The following is a 25128-nucleotide window of genomic DNA, read 5'->3' as shown; positions in this document are numbered from 1 at the left end:
ACCGTCAGTCCTCCTTTAAGTCCAAAACATTCAGGCAGGTGATATTGGGGTCCTCCGGGCCGGTCATGGAGCAGCCCTTTTCCTTGGCGTAGAGGATGTAGGCGATGATATCCTGCGTAATGCGCTCACCCGGGGTGAGAATGGGGATTCCGGGGGGATAGCACATGACGAACTCGCTGCACACCCGGCCCACAGTCTCCTCCAGCGGAAGACTCTCCTTGGGGGCGTAGAAGGCCTTCTGCGGGGACACCACCACCTCCGGGTCGATGTACTCCTGCTTCATCAGCCCGGCGCTGCTGCTCTTGCCGAAGCGGCGGCGCACCTCGCTGAGAGAGCTCACCAGCCGCTCGATCTCCCGGGGCCGGTCGCCGATGGAGAGGTAGGCCAGAATGTTGCCCAGGTCGCCAAATTCGATCTGAATGTCGTACTCGTCCCGCAGCAGGTCGTAGACCTCGATACCGGCCAGGCCGATGTTCAGGGTGTTGACCGACAGCTTGGTGATGTCAAAGTCGTACACACTGTCGCCGTTGATGAGCTCCTTGCTGAAGGCGTAGTACCCGCCGATGGCGTTGATCTCCTGCCGGGCATAGTCCGCCATCTGCATCACCCGGCCGAATTCCTCCCGGCCCCGGAGGGCCAGATTCCGCCGGGCGATATCCAGGCTGCTGAGGAGCAGATAGGAGGCGCTGGTGGTCTGGGTCAGGTTGATAATCTGCCGCACATGGCCGGGGGACATGTTGGGGCCGGTGAGCAGCAGGCTGCTCTGGGTCAGGCTGCCGCCCGACTTGTGCATGGACACAGCGGCCATGTCCGCGCCCGCCTCCATGGCGGACATGGGCAGGTCCTCGTGGAAGTAGAAATGGGTGCCGTGGGCCTCATCGGCCAGGCAGAGCATGCCGTGGGCGTGGGCCAGCTCCACAATGGCCTTCAGGTCGGAGCAGATGCCGTAGTAGGTGGGGTTGTTCACCAGCACCGCCTTGGCGTCCGGGTTTTCCCGGATGGCCCGCTCCACCTCGCTGACCTTCATACCCAGAGGGATGCCCAGGCGGTCGTCGCACTCCGGGTTGACGTACACGGGTACGGCGCCGCACAGCACCATGGCGCCCATGACGCTGCGGTGTACGTTCCGGGGCAGGATGATCTTCTCTCCGCCCTTCACCGCCGAGAGCACCATGCTCTGGACAGCGCTGGTGGTGCCGCCCACCATGAGGAAGGCGTGAGCCGCGCCAAAGGCGTCGGCGGCCAGCTTCTCCGCGTCCCGGATGACCGAGACGGGGTGACACAGGTTGTCCAGGGGCTTCATGGAGTTGACGTCCATGCTCACGCAGGTCTCACCCAGCAGGCGGGTCAGCTCCGGGTTGCCCCGGCCCCTCTTGTGGCCGGGGACGTCAAAGGGAACCACACGCATGCTGCGGAATCGCTCCAGCGCCTCATAGATGGGCGCGCTGGTCTGGTCCAGTACCGGCATGCTTCTCATCTCCTATCAGTAGATATTGCGGCCGCTGAAGATCTCAATCATCTCACGGCGGATGTTGTCCATAATCTCAAGCCGCACCTGGGGAGGAAGCTCATAGACGTCGGTCTTGAACAGATAGTTCTGCAGGTTGATATCCTTCAGCATCATCTTGGTGTGGTAGAGGTTGGCGCTGTATACGTTTACGTCCACCGCGTCGTAGCGGCGGAGGGTGGCGGGGTCGATATAGTCCTGGATGGAACGGACCGTGTGGTCCATAAAGAGCTTCTTGCCGTTCACGTCCCGGGTGAAGCCCCGGACCCGGTAGTCCATGGTGATGATATCCGAGTCAAAGGAGCCGATCAGGTAGTCCAGGGTGGACAGAGGCGTGATCTCGCCGCAGGTGGCCACGTCTATATCCACCCGGAAGGTGGCCAGACAGGTCTCCGGGTGGTACTCCGGGTAGGTGTGCACCGTCACATGGCTCTTGTCCAGGTGGGCCAGCTGGGTCTTGCCCGCCGGGATCATGGAGCCCTCGGCGATGAGAATGGTCACAGAGGCGCCCTGAGGCTCATAGTCCTGTTTGGCGATGTTGAGCACCTTGGCCCCGATCATGTCGGTCAGGGAAGTGAGGATATTGGTCAGACGCTCCGAGTTGTACTGCTCGTCGATATAGGCGATATAGTCCTTCTGCTCCCGGGGGGTCTTGGCGTAGCACACATCGTAGATGTTGAAGCTCAGCGCCTTGGTCAAATTGTTGAAGCCGTAAAGCCTCATTTTCTCTCCCATTTCCCAACACTCCTGTCCAGGCCACGCCAGGGCCTGCGATACTTCCTCTATGTCCGCCGCAGAAAAGAAAAACAGGTAATGTGATAAACCACATTACCTGTAAAACAGTCCTTTTTCATAAAGCCAAACCATCCAGTCCACAGCGCGACGCAAGAGAGGACCGCTGCCAAACAGGCGGAAAAGCCCCGCTGAGTCCTGAGAAGTCGGTTGATACAGCTTCATACAGAGTCTATATAGCAAATACTTACTTTTACTACTCTTATTGACCGTTTTACAAGTTGATGCGCGGAATCACGCGGCGGTACCTGATAGAACCAACTTATAAAATTGAGCTTTTAACTCAATCAATAATGGCAACATTTCAGTTGCCTTCGGCAGTTGACCCGGCTGTCCGTATGGCCTTAACCCGAGCGGGTGGTCAGAAGAAATATTTGCATGGATACTCTGTAAAAACTCATATCACATGGCAAAGGTCAGTATATCGAAAAAAACGGGGTTTGTCAATGATTTTCCATCGTGTCCGACATTTTTCGCCCGGCCTGTGCGCAGGGAAAAGGGGTTATTCCTCCCGCTGGAACACCAGGGACATGGTCTCAATGTCACCGGTGCCTCTGGTTTCGATGGGAACATAGCCGCAGTAGGTCCAGCCCTGGGCGATCCGCTCCCGGATGATGTCCTCCACGCCGTCAAAACCGTACTTGCTGCCCTTGCCGAAGCCGTAGCCGCACAGCTCAGATTTCACTCTTACGAATTCCACTTTTTTCACGGTTTTTACCCCCTTTTTAGGGTATTATACTGCCGCCGCACATGGGCGTCAACGTGTTGTAACCCCTATAAATTCAGAATTTCCAGTGGATTTCAATGGGCGGCGCCTTGGCGCCTGGGCTCCGCCGTCCCACCGCAATGTAGTCAATCAGCGACTCCACCATATCCCGTGTGAGATGCTCCGGGCTGAGATACCGCGCCAGCCGTTCTGAGGCGGGTTCCGTATTAGTCTGGGCACACAACTGCTCTATCCGGTCCTGGTCTGCCTGAAGCGTAAATTCCGTTTGAGCCTTGTCCTGATTCATCTCCTCTAAAAGTGTTAGAAAGCTCTGCTCGTCCACCAGCCCACGGGCTCTGTCCAGATAGAGACTTCGTAGGGCAGAGGCATACTCTGCCAACCGTCTCTTCCTGGCTGTAACGGCTTCCTCCAGCTGTTTTCGTTGAATATCGAGCGGGTTATCCAATTCGATGGCACTTATCAGCATATCCCGGTCCAGATATTCCGCTGAGAGACGATTGATCTCCTCTAGAACAACATACTCCAGCTGCTGGACCGGTACAAAGGCCCCTGGGCAGGCGTCACGGTCCACATACCGGTTCCGGCATTGGAGGTAGTGCTTTCCCCGGCTTTTGGAAGTGCGCATGGTTCCTCCACAGGACATGCAGCGCACCTTTCGGGCGAAGATACCGACCTGGCCGGAGGCGAAGGGGCGGCTCCGCTCCAACAGCAGCGCCTGTGCTCTGTCCCACAAGGGGCGGTCAATGATGGCCTCATGGGTACCCTCGGCCACGAACCAGGCGGACTTGGGACGCGGCCGGTTTTTTCTGCTCTTATAGGACACACTTCCATACTTTCCTTGCACCATGTTGCCTATGTAAATCTCATTGCGCAGCATGGATGAGACGGCGGAATAGGTCCACCGTGTCCCGCTACTTTCCTTCGGGTTGCGGTAGGCCAGGCCGTGAAGGCGCTTGTACTCTCCAGGGGTAGGAATACCTTGGACATTCAGCAGCCGGGCAATGGCAGTCTTGCCGTACCCCTGAGCAAACAGGGAGAATACTTGGCGCACGGTGGCTGCAGCCTCCTCATCCACAAGGAGATGGCCCTTGCGCTCCGGGTCCTTCCGATAGCCATAAAGGGCGAAGGCACCGATATGGAGCCCATTTTTCCGGCGGTTGTCCAGCACACTCCGGATATTTTCTGACATATCCTCCAGATACCACTCGTTGACCAGACCGTTGATCTGCCTGGACTTTTTGTTTCCTCTGTTGTTGGTGTCGGCGTTGTCTACAATGCTGACAAAGCGGATGCCCCAGAGAGGAAACAGTCCATGAATGTACTTTTCCACCAACTCCAGCTCTCGCGTAAAGCGGGACTGGGTTTTGCACAGGACAATATTGAACCGCCCGGTTCGAGCATCCTGGAGCAGCTGTTGAAAGGCCGGCCGGCTGCGGTCTGAGCCCGCATAGTCGTCATCGCTGTAAATGCGATAGACCTCCCACCCCTGCTCTGCTGCATATTGGACCAGCATGGCTTTCTGGTTCTGAATGCTGCCGCTGTCGTCGCTGGACAGCCGCTTATCCCGGTCCTCTTCCGACAGACGGCAGTATATAGCTGCCTTATTCGTTCCCATCCGGCGCCTGTACTTTCTCGTATAGCTCTTGTTTAGCGGCGCGCCTAACCAGTTCCAGCCAGATGCGGGTATAGGTATCCCTATTCGGCGTACCGCTTTTATCCTGAAAGATGTTTTTGCAGATTGCGGCCTCTTCCATAGAAAAGCCCCCTTTCGCTGACAGCATATGAGCCGCGGCGCTGCGCTTAGAAGGGGAGAGAAGAAGATTTGCGCTTATACCAGCGTACCATCTGCTGCCAGGTCCTCTGTCAGATCGCAGATGACGTCGCCCTTCACGCCGATTCCAGCGGCGTTCCAGGGAGAGCCGGAGGCGGCAGTGGGGTAAATGCCCGTGGTGTGGTCCACAAAGTAGGGGGCGAAACCGCCCTCCCGCACCTGCTGGTCGTTGAGCCCACGGGTGAGCTGGTGGACAATAGCGCCGATCATCTCCAGGTGGCCCAGTTCTTCGGTGCCGATGTCGGTCAGCAGGCCCTTCAGTTCCGGATAGGGCATGGCGTACCGCTGGCTCAGGTACCGGAGGGAGGCGCCCAGCTCGCCGTCAGGACCACCATACTGGCTGATGATAAACGAGGCCAGTCTGGGGTTGGGGGTGGAGATCTTCACCGGGTACTGGAGCTTTTTCTCATAGACAAACATTTACTTGGTCCCTCCCTCGACGTAATTCCAGGGCCACGGATCTTTGAGCCAGGAGGCCCAGGTCTTCTCGCCGGCGGCGGAGCGCTGGAGCAGCGGACCGTGGGCGGCCTCGTACTGCTCCCGGGCGGCCTTCTCCATGGCCGCGTACTGCCGGTAGAGCTCAAAGGCCTCTCCGTCATCCTGGTGGGTGTCCAGATAGAGACTCAGCTCCACCAACACGAACTCCAGGGCCTGGAGCTCAGCCAGATGGCCGCTGACTACATTCCGGCCGTCGGCCTTGATATGGAAGGGGAGATTCAGCCCGGGGTAGAGGGTGCCGTTGTTCAGAGCGTCCGTCTGGTTATAGCGCTTGGCGCCCGTCTGCTGGAAGGGCACATAGGGCACGGCCAGCGGCGCACACTCCGGGAGAGTACCGCAGCTATCTCCGCATCCGGCGGAGGGCGGAGTGGGGGCGGGTGTATTATGATCGGGATACAAACAGATTTCCTCCTTCACACGTTTCACAGCGAAGGGACAGCCGAGAGGACCGCCCTTCACCTCATCCTATGCCATCCGCAAGGGCGGAGAAACCGCTTCTCATCCTCGTACCTTTGTGCTATAATTCCGGTGTGGCCGCATAGCGGAAAGAATCTCCTCATAAACTCTCGGGAGGAGGTGTCTACCGTGAAAAATGCAGCCTGGCAAAAATTTTTCTCCCGTACCCTGGCGCTCCTGGTCCTGCTGGGCGGAGGTGCTCTTTTTCTGCTGAGCAGGGGAGATGGGGAGGCCTGTTCCGCGCTCTCAGCCGCCCGATTTGACACAGAGACCGTTGTCATAGACGCCGGACATGGTGGGGAGGACGGCGGTGCAGTGTCGGTCACCGGCGTACCGGAGAGTGGTATCAACCTGGCTATTGCCCAAAAGCTGGACCTGCTCTTTGGCCTCTACGGCGTGCGCACGGAGCTCTTGCGGACAGAGGATATCTCCCTTCACGACAGCAGCGCGGAGACCCTTCGGGAGAAGAAGACCTCTGACCTCAAAAACCGGGTGGCGCGGATTGAATCAGTGGAAAACGCCACGCTCATCAGCATCCATCAGAACATCTATCAGAACGCCCGGTACCGCGGCGCTCAGGTGTTCTATGCGGACAGTGAGACGTCTCTGCCGCTGGCCCAGGCCGCCCAGGATGCCCTCAGGCTGGTGGACCCGGACAATACCCGCAAGCCCGCCAAGATCAGTGAAAGCGTCTACCTGATGAACCATATTACCTGTCGGGCCATTCTGGTGGAGTGCGGTTTTCTCTCCAATCCGGAGGAGGACCTGCTGCTCCAGAGCCCGGCGTATCAGCTGAAGCTGGCCGGGGCACTGTGCGGGGCTTACCTGCAATATCAAGATTCCCAGCAAGGAGTTCTTTGAATGAAAGCAAAAACTGTTTTTTACTGTACGGAGTGCGGCAACGAGACACCCAAGTGGTCCGGTCAGTGCCCTGCCTGCCGGGCGTGGAACACGCTGGTGGAGCAGCCCGCCGAGACAAAGAAAAAAACCGCCTCCGTCCTCTCTGCCAGTGCCGCGGGACAGCGGCGGACTGGGGGAGGGATCAACCGTCCCCGGCCCATCAGCGAGGTGTCGTCCACCCATGAGCTGCGTTTTGAGACCGGCATGAGCGAGCTGGACCGGGTTCTGGGCGGCGGCGCGGTAAAGGGTTCGCTGGTGCTGGTGGGCGGCGCGCCCGGCATCGGAAAATCCACGCTGATGCTCCAGATCTGTGACAATCTCTGCCGGTTTGCCAAGGTGCTCTATGTATCCGGCGAGGAATCCGAGCGGCAGATCAAACTGCGCGCCGAGCGGCTGCATGTCAGCGGGGAAGGGCTGTATCTGCTCTCCGAGACTAACCTGGACGACATTGTGGAGGCGGTCAACGAGCTTCAGCCGGATATTCTGATCGTGGACTCCATCCAGACCCTCTATAACGGCGAACTGACCACTGCGCCGGGCAGTGTGGGCCAGGTGAAGGACTGCACCATGACTCTGATGCAGTTGGCAAAAGGGCAGGGGATCACGGTCTTTGTCATCGGCCACGTCAACAAAGAGGGCTCCATTGCCGGACCCAAGGTGCTGGAGCACATGGTTGACTGTGTGCTCTACTTCGAGGGCGAGCAGAACCTGGCCTACCGGATTCTCCGTGCGGCCAAGAACCGGTTTGGCGCAACCAATGAGATCGGTGTGTTTGAGATGGCTGACACAGGGCTGACAGAGGTTCCAAATCCGTCTGAGATGCTGCTCTCCGGCCGCCCGGAGAACACACCTGGCACCTGTGTCACCTGCGTGATGGAGGGCGTGCGTCCTGTGCTGGCGGAAGTACAGGCGCTGCTGGCGCCCACCAGCTTCAACGTGCCCAGACGCACCAGCAACGGCTTTGACTACAACCGGGCCATGCTTTTGCTGGCCGTGCTGGAAAAGCGGGGCGGGCTGCTGGTCAATTCCTGTGATGCATATATCAATGTCATCGGCGGATTGAACCTGGACGAGCCCGCCGCCGACCTGGCCATGGTGATGGCGCTGGCGTCCAGCTTCCGGGACAAGCCCATTCCCAGCGATCTGGTGGCCATCGGCGAGGTGGGCCTGACCGGAGAGCTGCGAGCGGTCAACGGCCTGGGACAGCGTCTGAGTGAGGTGCGGCGTATCGGGTTCACCAAGTGCCTGATCCCAGCCCGCAACAGCGGGAAGATAATAGAGCCGGAGGGGCTCCAACTGATTCGTGTACGAAATATAAGAGAGGCGTTGGCTGCCATTCTTTAATCAGATTTGTCAGGGGAGCCGTCGGCTGTATAGGAAGGCTGGGAGTTTGAGTTCAGTATTCCGTGTCTGGGGACATAGTTCACGCAGGGTTCCGCAATGCTGGGTGCACCGCAGGAACCGGCGCGTGCCAGTCCGCAGTATCCATCGTACTGGTAGACGCAGTCGCTGGTACAGTTGATCAGACTCATCAGCAGACACCTCACACAAAAATATCTGCGGATTGCCGCAGGCATACAACACAGAGTTTAGTCTGTCCAGCCAGAGCTGTTTTATTTGCTGGGGCTGGCAGTCGGGAGGAGGTTTTCGGGCACACAGTCAACTCAACAAAATAAAAATTTTGTTGAGTTGAGGGGAGGGGTCTCTCCGCTGAGGACGGGATTTCGGCGTTTTGGACCGCTCCTGGCCGGCCAAGCGGCTTGCCGGCGTTTCCGAGATTATTTATGGATTATCGTACTGAAGCACCTGCAATTATTCGTGATTTTCTGTCATACCACGAGACCATCCAGGGACACTCCCGCAAAACCGTGGATGAGTATTTCCTGGACCTGCGGAATTTTTTCCGCTACATCAAGGTTGAACGCGGCTGTGTGCCGCGCAGCACAGATTTGGACCAGATCTCCATTGATGATCTGGATCTGGACTTGGTCCGCTCCGTCAAGCTCAGCGACGTCTATTCCTACATGAACTACCTGAGCCGTGACCGGGCCAAGCACGCCAACAGCCCGGATACCGGCTACGGGCTCACGCCGGCTGCCCGGGCCCGGAAAATCGCTGCCATCCGTTCCTTCTACAAGTACATCACCAGCAAGGCCAAGCTGATGGATGAAAATCCCATGCAGGACCTGGATTCGCCCAGGCTGAAAAAGGCGCTGCCTCATTATCTTAGTCTGGACGAGAGCATCCAGCTTCTGGAATCCGTTGATGGAGAAAACAAGGAGCGGGATTACTGTATTTTGGCACTTTTTCTCAATTGTGGCCTTCGGATCTCCGAGCTGGTAGGCCTGAATCTGACAGATATCCGAAACGATCAGCTCAGGGTGTTAGGCAAAGGCAACAAAGAGCGGATCCTGTTCCTCAACGAGGCCTGTCGCCAGGCCATTGACGACTGGCTGGCTGTCCGGGGCACACAGGGCATCATTGACAAGAACGCCCTTTTTATCACCAGGCGGCACACCCGTATGACAACGGATGCGGTGCACTACATGATAAAAAAGCGGCTGACCGCCGCCGGACTGGACGCCAGTATGTATTCTGCCCACAAGCTCCGCCACACAGCCGCCACGCTGATGCTGCAAAACGGCGTTGACGTGCGGACCTTGCAGGAGGTACTGGGACACGACCATCTGAATACGACTCAGATCTACACCCACGTGGACAGTGACGACCTGCGCACCGCTGCAAAGGCCAACCCCTTGGGGCGGGTCAGGCGAAAAAAGAGTCCTCCCTCTCCCCCGTCGGACAGTGAAAACAAGGGATGAGATAAAAACGCGGGCTGAGGCTGGCAGTCTTTTGACTGCCAGCCTCTTTTATCAGATGTCCTGATACGCGCCCAGAATATGAATGAACCGAATTTCCTGGAAGAAGTAAGTACTCAGCGGCCGCCGGTCCGCATCATAGGAGTGGGCGGCCACCAGAACATTCTCCATAGTGACCGGATCGCCTACGTCCACCACCACGGGGGTGTGGCTGAAAACATCCTTTCCGAAGCGGAGCTGGACCATGTCACCCGGCATCAGTCCATCCAGCGTTGTCAGTTCCCCCAAAGGTCCGGGGCTCTTTCCTGCTCTGGTCAGAAAATCAAAGAAGTACTCTACCCCTGTCCAGGACGGCGACTTCTGGTTGGCGTTGATATAATACCAGCCGTAAACTGGCTCATAATTCATGACGCCGGTCCCGGCGAAGAGACATTGTGAGGCAAAATTGGTGCAGTCGCCCCCAATCTCCTCGTAGTCGTAATAGGCGGGATTGCGCCCGAAGGCCCACTTATGGGCATAGGCCACCGCAGCACGGCGGTCATATGGTATCCGAATCAGCATGTGCTACTCCCCTTTCCTGCCATTCTATGCCGGTGGACGGGCCGGGAGGCACAAAAAACAGGAGAGGGAAATCCCTCTCCTGTTTTTTGTGTATGGAAATATGGCAGAGCCCGGATTAGGCCTTGCCGTCGCAGCCCAGCACGTTGACGATCTTGTGCTTGACCAGCTCCTTGATGTTGGCGCGGGCGGGCTTGAGGTACTCGCGGGGATCGAACTTGTCGGGGTGCTCAGCAAAGAACTTGCGGATGGTACCGGTCATGGCCAGACGCAGGTCGGAGTCGATGTTGATCTTGCAGACAGCGCCGCGGGCAGCCTGACGCAGCTGCTCCTCGGGGATGCCCACAGCGTCGGGCATCTTGCCGCCGTACTGGTTGACCATCTTCACGTACTCCTGGGGCACGGAAGAAGAGCCGTGGAGCACGATGGGGAAGCCGGGCAGACGGCGGACGACCTCGTCCAGGATGTCAAAGCGCAGCGGAGGGGGAACAAGCTCGCCCTTCTCATTGCGGGTGCACTGAGCGGCAGTGAACTTGTAAGCGCCGTGGCTGGTGCCGATGGCGATGGCCAGGGAGTCGCAGCCGGTCTTGGTCACGAACTCCTCCACCTCGTCGGGGTGAGTGTAGTGAGAATCCTCGGCAGAGACGTTGACCTCGTCCTCCACGCCGGCCAGAGCGCCCAGCTCAGCCTCGACCACCACGCCGTGGTCGTGGGCGTACTCGACGACCTTGCGGGTGATCTCGATGTTCTCAGCGAAGGGCTTGGAGCTGGCGTCGATCATGACGGAGGTAAAGCCGCCGTCGATGCAGCTCTTGCAGGTCTCGAAGCTGTCGCCGTGGTCCAGGTGGAGCACGATGGGAATGTCGGGGCACTCGATGACAGCGGCCTCCACCAGCTTCACCAGGTAGGTGTGGTTGGCATAGGCGCGGGCGCCCTTGGACACCTGGAGGATGACGGGAGCCTTCAGCTCCTGGGCAGCCTCGGTGATGCCCTGGACGATCTCCATGTTGTTGACGTTGAAGGCGCCGATGGCGTAACCGCCGGCATAAGCCTTCTTAAACATTTCCGTAGATGTGACCAAAGCCATAGGAAACATCTCCTTTCAAATTTTGCACCATGATTCTATCAGTTCTGATTGATAATTGCAAGAGTATATGCTAGAATATTTCCGCGGAATTAAAAATTAACCAAATCCTTAGCGAAAAAAATCCCGTTATTATGAAAGGAAGAGAAAAGTTATGAGCGAACTGAAAGGCGCTTGCATCATTGGCCAGTCTGGTGGCCCCACCGCGGTTATCAACTCCAGCGCTCTGGGCGTAATTGAGACCGCCCTGGATTCCGGCTCCATCACTCGGGTGCTGGGTGCCGCTCACGGCATCAAGGGCGTTCTGGACGACAAGCTGTACGACATGGCTCAGGAGGACCGCGAGGAGCTGAAGCTCATGCGGTACACCCCCTCCTCCGCTCTGGGTTCCTGCCGCTACAAGCTGGCCGATCCCGATGTGGACGACACCGACTACAAGCGCATTCTTGAGATCTTCAAGAAGTATGACGTCCGCTATTTCTTCTATAACGGCGGCAACGACTCCATGGACACCTGCAACAAGATCTCCAAGTACATGCAGAAGGTGGGCTATGAGTGCCGCGTGATGGGCGTGCCCAAGACCATCGACAACGACCTCAACGGCACTGACCACTGCCCCGGCTTCGCCTCTGCCGCCAAGTTCATCGCCACCTCCTGCATGGAGGTCCACCGCGATGCCCACGTGTACGACACCGGCATGGTGACCGTGGTGGAGATCATGGGCCGTCACGCCGGCTGGCTGGCCGGCTCCGCCGCCCTGGCTACTTGGGCTGGCTATGGTCCCGACCTCATCTACCTCCCCGAGGTGGACTTTGACATGGACAAGTTCATCGCTGACGTGACCGCCATCTACAACAAGACCGGCAAGTGCATGGTGGCCGTGTCCGAGGGCATCCACTATGCTGACGGCAGCTTCGTCTCCGAGGCCAAGACCTCCGCTACCGACGGTTTCGGTCACGCTCAGCTGGGCGGTCTGGCTGCCATGCTGGCCCAGATCATCAAGGAGAAGACCGGCGCCAAGGTCCGTGGCATCGAGCTCTCTCTGCTCCAGCGCTGCGCTTCTCACGGCGCTTCCGCCCGCGACATCGAGGAGGCCTATATGGCCGGTAAGGCTGCTGTTGAGGCTGCTGTTGCCGGTGAGACCGACAAGATGGTTGCCTTCAAGTGCACCCGCGACGGCAACAACTACACCTGCGAGACCGTCCTGGAGCCCCTGGACATCTGCGCCAACTTCGAGAAGAAGGTGCCCCGTGAGTGGATCAACGCCGAGGGCAACGGCATTGAGCAGCCCTTCATCGACTATGTTCTGCCCCTCATTCAGGGCGAGCTGAAGGTGCCCCAGGAGAACTCCCTCCCCCGCTTCGCCAAGCTGAAGAAGGTTCTCACCACCGAGATGTAATCGCTGATTTCATTCAGTGCAAAAGCGCGCCCCGCCGCATTGCTGCGGCGGGGCGCGCTTTTTAGATATCTTTTTCTCTGCATAAAAAATCCGGGAGGCATGCGGCCTCCCGGATTTTTTATGTATATCAGATATTGTGCTTATCCTCAGCGCCGATCAGGGCACGCAGGACGGTGTAAACACGCTCGTCAATACCCTTCTTCATGGCCAACGCCTCGTTGATGTCGTAGTCCACATAGGTGCCCTTCTGCATGGCAACCACCCGGTTGGTCTTGCCCTGGGCCAGCAGTTCCACTGCGTTGTAGCCCATGTAAGTTGCCTCCATCCGGTCGCGGGCAGAGGGCGAGCCGCCGCGCTGGACATGGCCAAGAACAGTCACGCGGGGGTCCAGGCCGGTGTATTCCTTGATCTTTGCGGCCACATCATAGGAGCTTCCCACGCCCTCGGCCACGATCACCATGAAGTGAGTACGGCCGGCCAGACGGGCGGCACGGATGGGCTCCACCACGTCACGCTCAAAGTCGATCTCCTTCTCAGGGATCAGCACGGCGGTGGCGCCGCAGGCCACGCCTACGTAGAGCGCCAGGTGACCGGCATGGCGGCCCATGACCTCTACCACGGAGCAGCGCTCATGGGACTGCATGGTGTCCTTCAGGCGGTCAATGGCCTCCAGCGCGGTATTGCAGGCGGTATCGTAGCCGATAGTGTACTCTGTGCAGGCGATGTCGTTGTCAATGGTGCCGGGAACGCCGACAACGGCCACGCCCTCCTGGTTGGAGAACTCCAGCAGGCCCCGGTAAGTGCCGTCGCCGCCGATGCCCACGATGCCCTCCAGGCCGAAGAGCTTGCAGGTGTTGGCGGCCTTCTTGCGGCCCTCATCCGTCTTGAACTCCTCGCTGCGGGCGGTGTAGAGCACCGTGCCGCCCCGGCCGATCAGACCGCTGGTCTGGACAAAGTCCATAGAGGTGATGTCTCCGGTAATGAGGCCGTTGAAGCCCCGGCGGATACCCAGGCACTCGATTCCCATGTGCATCGAGGCGCGGACAACAGAGCGGATTGCGGCGTTCATGCCCGGGGCGTCGCCGCCGCTGGTGAGGACACCGATGCGTTTCACTGCACTTTTCATAGGAAAGACCTCCTGTTACTTGTAAGTGTGGGGAATCTGTTTCCCCGGTTTTATACCTTCAGTTCCGTATCCTTGCCTTCCAGCGCGGAAGCATAGCGCTCAAACACAGGCTGCACGTACTCTGCCAGGAACTCGTCCACCTGCTGGGGGCAGCGGCCGATATAACGGGCGGGCTCCAGATGGACGGTCAGCTCCTCCTTGCTCATGCCGAACATGGGGTCCTCGGAAATGAGGTCGATCAGGTTGTTGGGCAGGCCCCGGTCCTTCACATTCCGTCCGGCCTCCTGGGAGAGCACGCGGATGCGCTCGTGGAGATCCTGACGGTTGCCGCCCCGCTTCACCGCGTCCATCATGATGTTCTCGCTGGCCATGAAGGGCAGCTCCTCCATTACATGGCGCTCGATCACCTTCTCATGGACCACCAGGCCGGAGGCCACGTTGACATAGATATTCAGGATGGCGTCCACCGCCAGGAAGGCCTCGGGCACCGAGAGCCGCTTGTTGGCGGAGTCGTCCAGGGTGCGCTCAAACCACTGGGTGGCGGCGGTAATGGAGGGATTGAGGGTGTCGGCCATCACATAGCGGGCCAGAGAGCAGATGCGCTCACAGCGCATGGGGTTGCGCTTGTAGGGCATGGCGGAAGAGCCGATCTGGTTCTTCTCAAAGGGCTCCTCCACCTCTTTCAGGTGGCAGAGCAGGCGCATGTCGGTGGCAAACTTGCTGGCGGACTGGGCAATGCCGGACAGAGTGGAGAGCACCATATAGTCCATCTTTCTGGAATAGGTCTGGCCGGAGACGGGCGTCACCGCCTCAAAGCCCATTTCCCGGGCAATCTTGCGCTCCAGCTCCTTGACCTTCTCGTGGTCGCCCTCAAAGAGCTCCAGGAAGCTGGCCTGGGTGCCGGTGGTGCCCTTGGAGCCCAGCAGCTTCAGACTGCCAATCCGGTGCTCCACCTCCTCCAGATCCATCAGCAGCTCGTTCATCCACAGGGTGGCCCGCTTCCCTACCGTCACCAGCTGGGCGGGCTGGAAGTGGGTGAAGCCCAGGGTGGGCAGGGCCTTATACTTGTCGGCAAACAGGGCGAGAGCATGCAGCACCCGCACCAGCTTGTCCCGCACCAGCTCCAGAGCCTCCCGCATCAGGATCACGTCGGTGTTGTCGCCCACGTAGCAGCTGGTGGCGCCCAGGTGGATGATGGGCATGGCCTTGGGGCACTGCTCGCCCCAGGCGTGGATATGAGCCATCACGTCGTGGCGGAGCTTGCTCTCCCACCGGGCGGCGGAGTCGTAGTCGATATCCGTGAGATGGGCCTCCATCTCGTCGATCTGGTCCTGGGTCACAGGCAGGCCCAGCTCCATCTCGGCTCTGGCCAGGGCCACCCACAGGCGGCGCCAGGTGGAGAATTTCTTGTCCGGCGAGAAGATATACTGCATCTCATCGCTGGCATAGCGGGAAGAGAGCGGGCTCTCGTAAACAGCTTTGTTACTCATATGCGACCTCTTTTTCTTGGTTTTTGGGACAGACTCAAAGTACCTTTAGGATACCACAAAAAAGCAGCGGGGACAAGTCCCGCTCCGCCGGCGAACCGAGGAAATCCGGTGTGGAGCAGGGCCTCTCCCCGCAGCAGAAATATGTTTATTCCGTCAGGAACTTGCGCAGACGGCGCAGGCCCTCCTGGATGCTCTCCATAGAGGCGGCATAGGACCAGCGGACAAAGCCGGGCGCGCCGAACCCGGTGCCAGGCACCACCGCCACCAGGCCCTCCTTCAGGAAGAGCGCGGCAAAATCATCGGCAGTCTCCACCTTGACGCCGTGGAGGGTCTTGCCCAGGATGTCCTTCAGGTTCATCATCACGTAGAAGGCGCCCTCGGGGGTAATGCAGCTCACGCCGGGAATGGCGTTGATGCCCTCCACCATGGCGTTGCGGCGGGCCTCAAAGGCCTGACGCATGGTCTCCACCTTCTCCTGAGGGCCGTTCAGCGCGGCCAGGGCGGCCTTCTGAGAGATGGCGCAGGGAGAGCCGGTGGAGTGGCTGATGTAGTTGGCCATTACGGTGGCCACAGGCTCGCTGGCGCAGGCGTAGCCGATACGCCAGCCGGTCATGGCGTAAGACTTGGAGACGCCGTTGACCAGAATGGTGCGCTCCTTGATCTCATCGCCCAGAGAGGCCAGACTGACGAACTTCCGGTTGTCATAGACCAGGCTGTAGTAGATCTCATCGTCGATCACATAGAGGTCGTGCTTGACGCACAGGTCAGCAATGGCCTGCAGCTCCTCCCTGCCGTACAGCATGCCGGTGGGGTTGGAGGGGTTGTTGAGGATGAGCGCCTTGGTCTTGGGGGTGATGGCGGCGGCCAGCTTGTCTGCGGAGAGCTTGAAGTTCTCCTCCTCCGTGGCGGTGACCACCACGGGGACGCCGCCCATGATCTTGATCAGCTCCAGATAGCTGACCCAGTAGGGCCCGGGGAGGATGACCTCATCGCCGGGGTTGATGACCGCTCTCAGCGCGATATAGACGGCGTGCTTGGCGCCGCTGGCCACCACCACCTGGCTGGGGGTGTATTCCACACCGCAGTCCGCCTTCATCCGGTCGCACACGGCCTGACGCAGCTCCACAGTGCCGCGGGCGGGGGTGTACCGAGTGTTGTTGTTCTCAATGGCGGCGATGCCTGCGGCCTTGATCTCATCCGGGGTGTTGAAGTCCGGCTCACCGGCGGCAAAGCCGATGACGTCAATGCCGTCCGCCTTCATCTGCTTGAACATGCTGTCGATCGCCATGGTGGTAGACGCCTGGACGGCGCTTGCAATACGGGACAGTTCTTTCACAGTGGATCTCCTCCCAATTCAGGCTTAACTAGAGTTATTATAGGCGGCGATATGCAATATTGCAAGACCAGAATTGCATCAATCCGTTCATCGCTTTTCCCACGCAAAACGGTAATTTGCCAAAAAGGCCCGCACCCTGGGATACAGGGCGCGGACCTTTTGCGCTCAGTGGTTCAGCGTACGGTACAGAGCACGGGAGATGGCGGTACCTGCGACAGTGGAGATCAGCGCCTCCAGTACCCCCTGGACACCTACAAACAGGGCCACAAACAGGAAGGGATTCATCTCCAGGCCGGTGCTGTCGGCAAACCCCTGGGCAATGCCCTGAATGTAGTCGGTGTTATAGAAAGCAGCAGTGAGCACGCCGGTAAACAACGCGGTATTCAGCAGTGAACCGGCCAGGCTGGAGCCGCCGAAGGCGATCAGCTGGGGCCGGGTCCTGTCCACCCTGCTCAGGCCCTTGAAGATGAGGCCGCAGAACAGGCCCATCAGGATCCGGGTGGGCACGCAGGTCAGGAAGGTGCCCACCGGACTGATGCCCATCAGAGTAACGCCGAAGGCGCTCTTGCCGAAGCACTCCCAGAAGGACAGCAGCCCGAACACGCCGCCCAGCGTGGCGCCCGCTGCCGGGCCCAGCACAATTGCACCAATGATGACGGGCACCTGCATAATGGTAAATTCCAGAAACGGGGTCTTGATCATCCCGATTCCGGTAAATTCCAATAGCAGCAGGATGGCCACCAGGACGGCCAGCTGGACAAGGTACCGCACACTGCGGCTGGTGTTGGTTTTCTTTCCACTTGACATATCAAAAACCTCCTGCTCCCGCTCCCCACGTCAGGGGATGCAGGGCAATCTATTTGCTGCGGCAGTGTGTTCCGCCGCAGCGCTGCGGGGCCGGTATCCACCGACGGGGATTCCGGTCTTCCCACTCAGAGTTTACCAGATTTATTTGGCAAGCGCAAGACGCCCTCACTCCTCCGGCATGCTCTGCCTGGCCAGGTTCTTCAGGGTATCCCCTGTAAGACGATAGGTGGTCCACTCATCCAGGGGCACCGCCCCCAGAGAGCGGTAAAACGCGATGCTGGGCTGGTTCCAGTCCAGACAGTACCACTCCAGTCTCCCGCAGCCCCGTTCCACTGCGATACGGGCCAGTTCGCTCAGAAAACGGCGGCCGTATCCCCTGCCCCGATACTTCGGGAGAATGAACAGGTCCTCCAGATAGAGTCCCGCCCGGCCCAGAAAGGTGGAGAAGTTATGGAAGAACAGGGCGAAGCCGATCTCCCCGCCGTCCTTGACGGCAAAAAGGACCTCCGCCTTTCCCTTCTGGAAGATCCATTCCCGGAGCAGCTCCTCTGTGGCCACCACCTGGTCGGACATCTTTTCATACTCCGCCAGCCCTTTGATAAACGACAGAATGGTCCCCGCGTCCGCCTCCTCGGCGAACCGGAACGTCAATTCCTCTGCCATGGAATCTCTCCTTCCCTGTCTGCCCAGAAAAGACCGGATACAGTTTTCTGTATCCGGTCTTTCTGTCAGTTCACTTGCTCAGATTTTGGCGGCGATCAGCTCGCCCATTTTTTTGGTGCCCACGGCCTGGGTGCCCGGCTCGGCGATGTCAGGCGTGCGCCAGCCTTCCGCCAGCACCGCGTCCACCGCGTTCTCAATGGCGGCAGCCTCGTCGGCCAGATGGAAGGAGTAGCGCATCATCATGGCGGCGGAGAGAATGGTGGCGATGGGGTTGGCCTTGTCCTGGCCCGCAATGTCGGGTGCGGAGCCGTGGATGGGCTCGTAGAGCCCGGGGGCGCTGTCGCCGATGGAGGCGGAGGGCAGCAGGCCGATAGACCCGGTGATCATGGACGCCTCGTCGGACAGGATGTCGCCGAACATGTTCTCCGTGGCCACCACGTCGAACTGGCTGGGGTCACGGACCAGCTGCATGGCACAGTTGTCCACCAGCACGTCGGAGTACTCCACGTCGGGGTACTCCTGGGCCAGGCGGTGCATCACGCTCCGCCACAGGCGGGAGGTCTCCAGCACGTTGGCCTTGTCCACGCTGGCCACCTTCTTCCGGCGGAGCCGGGCCAGCTCAAAGGCGCGGCGGCCGATGCGCTCGATCTCCATCTCGGAGTAGGCCATCAGATCGGTGCACTCCACGCCCCGGTCCTCTGTCTCATAGCGGCCCCGCTTGCCGAAGTAGATGCCTCCGGTCAGCTCCCGGACCATCATCAGGTCGATCCCCTTCTCGGCGGTCTCCTTCTTCAGGGGGCAGGCGTCCGCCAGGGCGGGGCGCAGGGCGGCGGGACGCAGATTGGCGTACAGCCCCAGGTCCTTCCGCAGGGCCAGCAGGGCGGTCTCGGGCCGCTGCTCGGCGGGCTTGTCGGAGCCCCACTTGGGACCGCCCACGGCGCCCAGGAGCACCGCATCACAGGTCTTGCACAGCTCGGCGGTGCCGTCGGGGTAGCTCTTCCCCACCGCGTCGGTGGCGCAGCCACCCATGAGCACGTCCACATAGGTGAAGCTGTGGCCGAACTTCTTCCCTACGGCATCCAGCACGTGTACCGCCTCGTTTACCACCTCGGGACCGATGCCGTCGCCCCGGATGAGGGCAATCTTGTAATTCATTTCGCCACACCTCTCGCCTTCAGGGAGTTGAGCAGTCCGCCGCTCTGAATGATGCCGTTGATGAACTCAGGGAAGGGCGCGGCCTGCCAGGTCTTGCCCTGGGTCTCGTCGGTGATGACGCCGCTCTGGAAGTCCACGGTCACCTTGTCGCCGGGCTGGATGGCCTCGGCGGCCTCGGCACACTCCATGATGGGGAAGCCGATGTTGATGGAGTTGCGGTAGAAGATGCGGGCAAAGCTCTTGGCGATGACGCACTTGACGCCGCAGGCTTTGATGGACAGGGGCGCGTGCTCGCGGGAAGAGCCGCAGCCGAAGTTGGCGCCGGCCACGATGATATCCCCCTCCTCCACGGTGGAGGCGAAGTTGGCGTCGATATCCTCCATGCAGTGGGAGGCAAGCGCCTTGGGGTCGGGGTTGTTCAGGTGGCGGGCGGGGATGATGACGTCGGTGTCCACGTTGTCGCCGTATTTATAAACCTTCATGGCAAAGTTCCTTTCTGTTCAGTGAGAAATAGAGGTCTGCCGCGGTAAAATCAGAGCTTTTCCAGCTTGGCCGGGTCAGTGACGCAGCCGGTGACCGCGGAGGCGGCGGCAACAGCGGGGCTGGACAGGATGATCTCGGAGCTCACAGGGCCCATCCGGCCCACGAAGTTCCGGTTGGTGGTGCTGATGGCCCGCTCACCGTCGGACAGAACGCCCATGTGGCCGCCCAGGCATGGACCGCAGGTGGGGGTGGACACAGCGCAGCCGGCCTCTACCAGAGCCTGAATGTAGCCCGCCTTCATGGCGTCCAGCATGATCTGCTGGGTGGCGGGGAACACGATGCAGCGTACGCCCTTGGCCACCTTGCGGCCCTTGAGGATTTCTGCCGCCTCCTTGATGTCCTTCAGCCGGCCGTTGGTGCAGGAGCCGATGACCACCTGCTGGATGGGCATGCCCTCCACCTGGTCCACGGTGCGGGTGTTGGAGGGCAGATGGGGCAGAGCCACAGTGGGACGCAGCTGGTCCAGGTCAATGACCACCTCGCGCTCATACACAGCGTCGGGATCGGGCTCAAAGGCCTCCCACTCCCTGGTGACGCGGCCGTTGAGATAGGCTCTGGTCACGTCGTCCACAGGGAAAATGCCGTTCTTGCCGCCGGCCTCAATGGCCATGTTGGAGATGGTGAAGCGGTCGTCCATGGCCAGCTCCTTCACGCCCTCGCCGCCGAACTCCAGGGACTTGTACAGGGCGCCGTCCACGCCGATCTCACCGATGAGGTGGAGCATCACGTCCTTGCCGGATACATAGGGCTGGAACTTGCCCTTCAGGGTGACCTTGATGGCGGAGGGCACCTTGAACCAGGCCAGACCGGTGGCCATGCCCGCGGCCATATCGGTGGAGCCCACGCCGGTGGAGAAAGCGCCCAGCGCGCCGTAGGTGCAGGTGTGGGAGTCGGCGCCGATGACCACCTCGCCGGGGGCCACCAGGCCCTTTTCAGGGAGCAGAGCGTGTTCCACGCCCATCTGGCCCACGTCGTAGAAGTTGGTGATATCGAAGCGCTTGGCAAACTCTCTGGCCTGGGCGCACAGCTGGGCGGACTTGATGTCCTTGCAGGGGGTGGAGTGGTCCAGCACGATAGAGATCTTGTCCTTATCAAAGATACGGGTCAGCCCCGCTTTGTTGAACTCCGTAATGGCCACAGGGGTGGTGATGTCGTTGCCCAGCACCATGTCCAATTTGGCCTCGATCAGCTGTCCGGCCTCCACGGATGCCAGTCCGGCGTGCTTGGCCAGGATCTTCTGGGTCATGGTCATTCCCATTCTAGATTCCCTCCTGATATGTAGTGGAAGTTTTGCGATGTTTTATGAAGTTAGTATGACAGAACCCTTGCAAAAAGAATGTAACACGTGATACAATTCTCAGAGACAGACGATTCCGGTCGAAAGGGCTCTGGGAGGCGATGGCGTATGGGCGAGAACAAACGGGATATTTGGCGTCCCCTTGCCGAGGGGAGACCACCCCAGATCTATGAGCCCGGGCGACTGATCTACCTCCAGGATACCCAGGCGGAACAGTTCTACTACATCCTCTCGGGGACGGTGAAGTGCTTCCTCAGCTCGGGGGCGGGCAGTGAGCGGACCCTGACCCTCCACCACAGCGGAGAGCTGATCGGCGAGGCTGCCTTTTTTGACCGGCAGCCCCGGGTGTCCTCCGCCGTGGCGGTGACCAGGTGCGAGCTGGTGTCAGTGGACCGGCAGCACCTCTCAGATGTGTTCTCTCGCCACCCGGATATGGCCGTGTCCATGCTGGAGTATCTGGCCCGCACGGTCCGGCTGCTCTCCGTCCATGTAGACGGCACCCTGCTCCAGGCGGATCAGCGCATCGCCCGCTACCTGCTCCGCCTGACACCGGAGGCGGACGGCACCATCCACTGCACCCACGAGGAGATCGGCGAGGCGGTTGGTGTCAGCCGGGTGACGGTGAGCCGGGTGCTGGGGGATCTGGCCAAAACCGGCGCAGTGTCCACTGGCTACCGCACCCTGAAGATCATAGACAAGGCTACCCTCCATCGCATGGCGGAGGCAGATGGCCGGTAACGGCGCAAAAGCGCTGGACGGATTTCCGTCCAGCGCTTTTTTATTACAGGATGATGCAGATGAGCCCTCCGGAGCCTTCGTTGATGATGCGGGTCAGGGTCTCCTGGAGCTTGCTCCGGGCATCCTCCGGCATGCGGAGCAGCTTGGTGTGCAGGTCCTCGCTGACCAACTCGTGGAATGACTTTCCAAAAATGTTGGACTGCCAGATGGCGCTGGTGTCCCCCTCGAACTCCTGGAGCAGGAAGTTGACCATCTCCTCCGACTGCTTCTCATTGCCTACAATGGGAGAGACCTCGGTCTCGATGTCGGCCCGGATCATGTGGATGCTGGGGGCGCTGGCCTTCAGGCGCACACCGTACCGTCCCCCCTGCCGGACGATCTCCGGCTCCTCCAGCTTGAGTTCATCTGTGCCGGGCACCACAATGCCGTACCCGGTCTCCTTCACCTCCCGCAGGGCGTCCGCCACCTTATCGTACTCCCGTTTGACCCCGGACAGCTCGGTGAGCAGGCCCATCAGGTCGCCGTCGTCGTGGATGGTAAAGCCGGACTGCTGGGAGATGGTGTCGTAGAAGAGCCCTCTGGGCAGCTCCAGGGAGGCCGAGGCCAGACCGGTGCCCAGGCTGATGGTGTTGACCTTGGCGGAGGACACGTTGTCACACTGGCCGATGGCGGAGACTGCCCGCTCCACGTCCCGTATTCGCCGCATCCCCTCTGCCGCCGAGCGGATGGCGGCGTACAGTCCGCTCTTGATGGGGTGCCCGTAGGGCAGCGCATCCACCCAGGACGGCAGAAACAGGTCCAGCTCCTTCACCGGGAACTCGTAGAGCACGCCTTTGATGATGCTGGTGACCGCGTTTTCGTCCAGCTCCAGGCAGTTGACGCAGATGCAGGTGACATCGTACCGGGAAGCCAGGTCGGCCTGGATGGCCCTGGCCCGCTCCGAGCCCGGCTCCGCCGAGTTGAGCACCACCAGGAAGGGCTTTCCCAGCTCCTTCAGCTCGGTGATGACCCGCTCCTCCGCCTCTAAGTAGTCCTCCCGGGGAATGTCGGTGATGGTGCCGTCGGTGGTGACCACAATGCCGATGGTGGAGTGCTCGGCGATGACCTTCCGGGTGCCGATCTCGGCGGCCTCAGACATGGGGATCTCATGGTCGAACCAGGGCGTGGTGACCATGCGGGGCGCTGCGTCCTCCAGAGAGCCCACCGCACCTGGCACCATATATCCCACGCAGTCGATCAGCCGCACGGAGAAGGCGGCCCCGTCCTCCATGGCGATCTCCACCGCCTCCTCGGGGACGAACTTGGGCTCGGCTGTCATGATAGTTCGGCCCGAGCCGCTCTGGGGCAGCTCATCCCTGGCCCGCTCCCGGCGGTAGACGTTCTCGATGTTTGGGATGACCAGGGCCTCCATAAAGCGTTTGATAAAGGTGGATTTTCCCGTCCTGACCGGCCCCACCACGCCGATATAGATATCGCCCTCCGTGCGCAGCGCGATATCCTCATAGATCTTACGGTGTTCCACTTCAACTCCTCCTTGCGGACGATTCAGGCATGGGCGAGCAAGCCTGGCTTTCCCTATATAGGTATGGGGATAAGCCGTGGTTTATGACAGGGAAATCCCGGCCTCCATTTGGGTCTCCGGGCACTGGAAGGCACTGCTGAGCACAGAAAAACGCCCTCTCCGACAGCGCGGAGAGGGCGTACTTTGTCCTGAATGTGGTCAACGCCGCCTGGGAATGAGCAGAAGCCGGCCAGCCAGCTCTGTTCCGCTTTCCAGCTCGTTGGCCTGGAGAATATCATCCATGGTGGTGCGGTAGGCCTTGGCGATGTCCCACAGCCGCTCATGGCTCACCACCCGCAGGACAATGGACGGCGCGTCCTCCCTGGGCTCTGCCTCCCCTACCTGTACATCCGCCACGGCGGAGACCCGCCGGATGCTCTGGGCCAGATAGGCGAAGTCCAGATCGAACCGGACCTCGATCCCGCCGCTGGTGGGGGTGGCGTAGATCTCCCCCGCACACCGGCAGGAGCAGGTACAGGTGCTGCCCTCAGGCAGCTCCAGCTGGCAGGGCACCGTCACCTGCCTGGACACAGCGTAGACCTCGTTGTCCTCGGCGGTATATACCACTGTGAGCATGGCCTCGGCGGTAAGGGTGAGCCGGTCTGCCTCCCTGACCTGGGTCACCTGGCCGATGCTCACCCTGGCATCGGATACCAGCTTGGCCATGGTCCCGGTCTCCATGATTTCCCGGGCAGTCTGCCGGCGGACGCTCCGCTCCAGCAGGCTGTGGAAGGTGCAGGGCTGGAACTCCGGCGTCAGCTCGCAGGAGACACCGTACAGGTCGGTCAGCAGCTCCACGCTCCGACGCTCCCACACCACGGCCTGGGCCAGCAGTCCCATGGACACCGAGATGGTCCGCCCATCCCCCGGGCTCAGGGTGCAGGTCAGGTCCGTCAGGAGGACCTCCAGGTCGCAGTCCGCCTCCTCCCCTGCCCCCGAAACCTCCATGATCTGGGAGAAGGGAAGCTCATAGTCCACGGTACACAGCGCCCCATCTCCGGCCCGATAGCAGAGATGGAGCACCACCTCTCCCTTGAAAATCAGTTTGTTGCCGATGATCTTGGATTCACTGCACACCAGATCAGGGCGGTATTTGAGCAGTTCCTCCGCCTCGGGGCGGCTGCCGGAGATGGTCAGGTCGTCAGAGAATGTAAAAGGTTTCTCCTGTACACAGACTGCGGTGTAAGTATCCTGGGTCTCCTTCAGCTGCTCCACCACCATGCCGGCCTCCCACTCAGCGCCGGAGCACAGACTGTTCTCGCCTTTGGCATACACCCGCAGGTCAATGGCCAGATTGACCCGCACCACCACTTTTCTGGGGTTGATGACTCGGGTGTCGGCCGCCTGTACTCTGGGGACGGCCACCACAGAGCAGCCCGGCGTGATGCCAGGGCCGTCAGCGGTGCAGAAAAACGGAATATTGGCCTCGATGCGGCGCAGTCCGCTCTCCCCTTCCGGCAGGTAGAGCACAGAACAGCGGGCAGTGCCCGTGATCTCCGCCCGTCCCTCCTGGGTCCCCTTGTCCTTGACGCACACCATCCCGGCGGTATCCACAATGCGAAGGATATCGGGGCAGGCGTCCGGGACAATCATCTCCATGGTCTCCTCATGGAACACCGTGGTCTCCAGCACGGCATCATAGCAGCTCAGACTGTTGCGGTTTAATGTCAGCTCCATTGCATTCCACTCCTTGTAGGGGCCTTCCGCCCATTTCATGCTGTGAAATTCTATGTACAAGGGGTGGGCAATATGTCAGCGCAGGCCAAAAATAGCCCTCAGAATACCGCGAAACGCCTTTGGGGATCGTACCACAACGATTTTCATCCAAATACCTCCTCACT

At 60.1% G+C, this 25128-nt stretch carries 23 protein-coding genes and 1 pseudogene; 5 read left to right on the top strand and 19 right to left on the bottom strand.

Annotation, left to right across the window (positions count from 1 at the left end; translation table 11 throughout):
* Nucleotides 1–4: 4 nt before the first annotated feature.
* The 7 genes and pseudogenes from Q0K23_RS04530 to Q0K23_RS04500 form a co-directional block, all read right to left on the bottom strand.
* Nucleotides 5–1477 carry an aminotransferase class I/II-fold pyridoxal phosphate-dependent enzyme gene (locus tag Q0K23_RS04530; RefSeq protein ID WP_367179031.1) on the bottom strand — a complete coding sequence of 491 codons (1473 nt, stop codon included), beginning with the start codon at nt 1475–1477 and terminating at the stop codon, nt 5–7.
* Nucleotides 1478–1483: 6 nt separating this feature from the next.
* Complete coding sequence (gene speD / locus Q0K23_RS04525) at nt 1484–2242, bottom strand: adenosylmethionine decarboxylase (protein WP_294518332.1); 759 nt, start codon at nt 2240–2242, stop codon at nt 1484–1486.
* 559 nt (nt 2243–2801) lie between these two features.
* Nucleotides 2802–3008, bottom strand: coding sequence for a DUF4177 domain-containing protein (locus tag Q0K23_RS04520; RefSeq protein WP_294518330.1), 207 nt, complete (start codon nt 3006–3008; stop codon nt 2802–2804).
* A 73-nt stretch (nt 3009–3081) separates the two neighbouring features.
* The gene (locus tag Q0K23_RS04515; RefSeq protein WP_294518328.1) at nt 3082–4641 is read right to left on the bottom strand and encodes a recombinase family protein; all 1560 of its coding nucleotides are present in this window, start codon (nt 4639–4641) and stop codon (nt 3082–3084) included.
* Nucleotides 4628–4780 carry a hypothetical protein gene (locus Q0K23_RS04510; RefSeq protein ID WP_294518326.1) on the bottom strand — a complete coding sequence of 51 codons (153 nt, stop codon included), beginning with the start codon at nt 4778–4780 and terminating at the stop codon, nt 4628–4630. The genes Q0K23_RS04515 and Q0K23_RS04510 overlap by 14 nt, the downstream gene beginning before the upstream one ends.
* Before the next feature lie 89 nt (nt 4781–4869).
* A pseudogene (locus tag Q0K23_RS04505) lies at nt 4870–5277 on the bottom strand (manganese catalase family protein); the annotation flags it as partial.
* Nucleotides 5278–5754 carry a spore coat protein CotJB gene (locus Q0K23_RS04500; RefSeq protein WP_294518324.1) on the bottom strand — a complete coding sequence of 159 codons (477 nt, stop codon included), beginning with the start codon at nt 5752–5754 and terminating at the stop codon, nt 5278–5280.
* 186 nt (nt 5755–5940) lie between these two features.
* Here Q0K23_RS04500 and Q0K23_RS04495 point away from each other — a divergent pair, with 186 nt between their 5' ends.
* The 3 genes from Q0K23_RS04495 (at nt 5941) to Q0K23_RS04485 (ending at nt 9533) form a co-directional block, all read left to right on the top strand.
* Nucleotides 5941–6672 (top strand): N-acetylmuramoyl-L-alanine amidase, encoded by a 732-nt coding sequence (locus Q0K23_RS04495; RefSeq protein ID WP_294518322.1) that lies wholly within the window; start codon nt 5941–5943, stop codon nt 6670–6672.
* Nucleotides 6673–8055 (top strand): DNA repair protein RadA, encoded by a 1383-nt coding sequence (radA, locus tag Q0K23_RS04490; protein WP_294518320.1) that lies wholly within the window; start codon nt 6673–6675, stop codon nt 8053–8055.
* A 440-nt stretch (nt 8056–8495) separates the two neighbouring features.
* Nucleotides 8496–9533: a tyrosine-type recombinase/integrase gene (locus Q0K23_RS04485; protein ID WP_294518318.1), complete on the top strand. Its 1038-nt coding sequence runs from the start codon at nt 8496–8498 to the stop codon at nt 9531–9533.
* Between the two features lie 51 nt (nt 9534–9584).
* On the opposite strand, the gene Q0K23_RS04480 is transcribed toward Q0K23_RS04485, so the two are convergent.
* Nucleotides 9585–10091 carry an amidase domain-containing protein gene (locus tag Q0K23_RS04480; RefSeq protein ID WP_294518316.1) on the bottom strand — a complete coding sequence of 169 codons (507 nt, stop codon included), beginning with the start codon at nt 10089–10091 and terminating at the stop codon, nt 9585–9587.
* Nucleotides 10092–10206: 115 nt separating this feature from the next.
* Nucleotides 10207–11175 (bottom strand): class II fructose-1,6-bisphosphate aldolase, encoded by a 969-nt coding sequence (gene fba, locus Q0K23_RS04475; RefSeq protein WP_294518314.1) that lies wholly within the window; start codon nt 11173–11175, stop codon nt 10207–10209.
* 151 nt (nt 11176–11326) lie between these two features.
* Here fba and Q0K23_RS04470 point away from each other — a divergent pair, with 151 nt between their 5' ends.
* On the top strand, nt 11327–12571 hold the full coding sequence (locus Q0K23_RS04470; protein WP_294518312.1) for a 6-phosphofructokinase: 1245 nt from the start codon (nt 11327–11329) through the stop codon (nt 12569–12571).
* 127 nt (nt 12572–12698) lie between these two features.
* Here Q0K23_RS04470 and pfkA read toward each other — a convergent pair whose 3' ends face one another.
* The 8 genes from pfkA to leuC form a co-directional block, all read right to left on the bottom strand.
* The gene (pfkA, locus tag Q0K23_RS04465) at nt 12699–13697 is read right to left on the bottom strand and encodes a 6-phosphofructokinase (protein ID WP_294518310.1); all 999 of its coding nucleotides are present in this window, start codon (nt 13695–13697) and stop codon (nt 12699–12701) included.
* Nucleotides 13698–13747: 50 nt separating this feature from the next.
* Nucleotides 13748–15187 (bottom strand): adenylosuccinate lyase, encoded by a 1440-nt coding sequence (gene purB, locus Q0K23_RS04460; RefSeq protein WP_294518308.1) that lies wholly within the window; start codon nt 15185–15187, stop codon nt 13748–13750.
* A 145-nt stretch (nt 15188–15332) separates the two neighbouring features.
* On the bottom strand, nt 15333–16475 hold the full coding sequence (locus Q0K23_RS04455; RefSeq protein WP_294518355.1) for a pyridoxal phosphate-dependent aminotransferase: 1143 nt from the start codon (nt 16473–16475) through the stop codon (nt 15333–15335).
* Nucleotides 16476–16688: 213 nt separating this feature from the next.
* Nucleotides 16689–17330, bottom strand: coding sequence for an ECF transporter S component (locus Q0K23_RS04450; RefSeq protein WP_294518306.1), 642 nt, complete (start codon nt 17328–17330; stop codon nt 16689–16691).
* A 165-nt stretch (nt 17331–17495) separates the two neighbouring features.
* Complete coding sequence (locus tag Q0K23_RS04445) at nt 17496–17993, bottom strand: GNAT family N-acetyltransferase (RefSeq protein WP_294518304.1); 498 nt, start codon at nt 17991–17993, stop codon at nt 17496–17498.
* Between the two features lie 78 nt (nt 17994–18071).
* The gene (gene leuB / locus Q0K23_RS04440; RefSeq protein WP_294518302.1) at nt 18072–19148 is read right to left on the bottom strand and encodes a 3-isopropylmalate dehydrogenase; all 1077 of its coding nucleotides are present in this window, start codon (nt 19146–19148) and stop codon (nt 18072–18074) included.
* Complete coding sequence (locus Q0K23_RS04435) at nt 19145–19630, bottom strand: 3-isopropylmalate dehydratase small subunit (protein ID WP_294518300.1); 486 nt, start codon at nt 19628–19630, stop codon at nt 19145–19147. The genes leuB and Q0K23_RS04435 overlap by 4 nt, the downstream gene beginning before the upstream one ends.
* A gap of 50 nt (nt 19631–19680) precedes the next feature.
* The gene (gene leuC, locus Q0K23_RS04430; protein ID WP_294518298.1) at nt 19681–20949 is read right to left on the bottom strand and encodes a 3-isopropylmalate dehydratase large subunit; all 1269 of its coding nucleotides are present in this window, start codon (nt 20947–20949) and stop codon (nt 19681–19683) included.
* A 147-nt stretch (nt 20950–21096) separates the two neighbouring features.
* Here leuC and Q0K23_RS04425 point away from each other — a divergent pair, with 147 nt between their 5' ends.
* Nucleotides 21097–21726, top strand: a complete 630-nt coding sequence (locus Q0K23_RS04425; RefSeq protein WP_294518296.1) for a Crp/Fnr family transcriptional regulator — start codon at nt 21097–21099, stop codon at nt 21724–21726.
* A 43-nt stretch (nt 21727–21769) separates the two neighbouring features.
* Here Q0K23_RS04425 and spoIVA read toward each other — a convergent pair whose 3' ends face one another.
* On the bottom strand, nt 21770–23248 hold the full coding sequence (gene spoIVA, locus Q0K23_RS04420; RefSeq protein WP_294518294.1) for a stage IV sporulation protein A: 1479 nt from the start codon (nt 23246–23248) through the stop codon (nt 21770–21772).
* A gap of 198 nt (nt 23249–23446) precedes the next feature.
* Nucleotides 23447–24964, bottom strand: a complete 1518-nt coding sequence (locus tag Q0K23_RS04415) for an SPOCS domain-containing protein (RefSeq protein WP_294518292.1) — start codon at nt 24962–24964, stop codon at nt 23447–23449.
* Nucleotides 24965–25128: the final 164 nt, after the last annotated feature.

Origin of the sequence: uncultured Pseudoflavonifractor sp. (assembly GCF_944387275.1) — a bacterium.
GTDB classification, from domain to species: domain Bacteria; phylum Bacillota; class Clostridia; order Oscillospirales; family Oscillospiraceae; genus Pseudoflavonifractor; species Pseudoflavonifractor intestinihominis.
The sequence above is the reverse complement of the archived record's forward strand: the minus strand, read 5'-3'. Positions and strand labels throughout refer to the sequence as shown.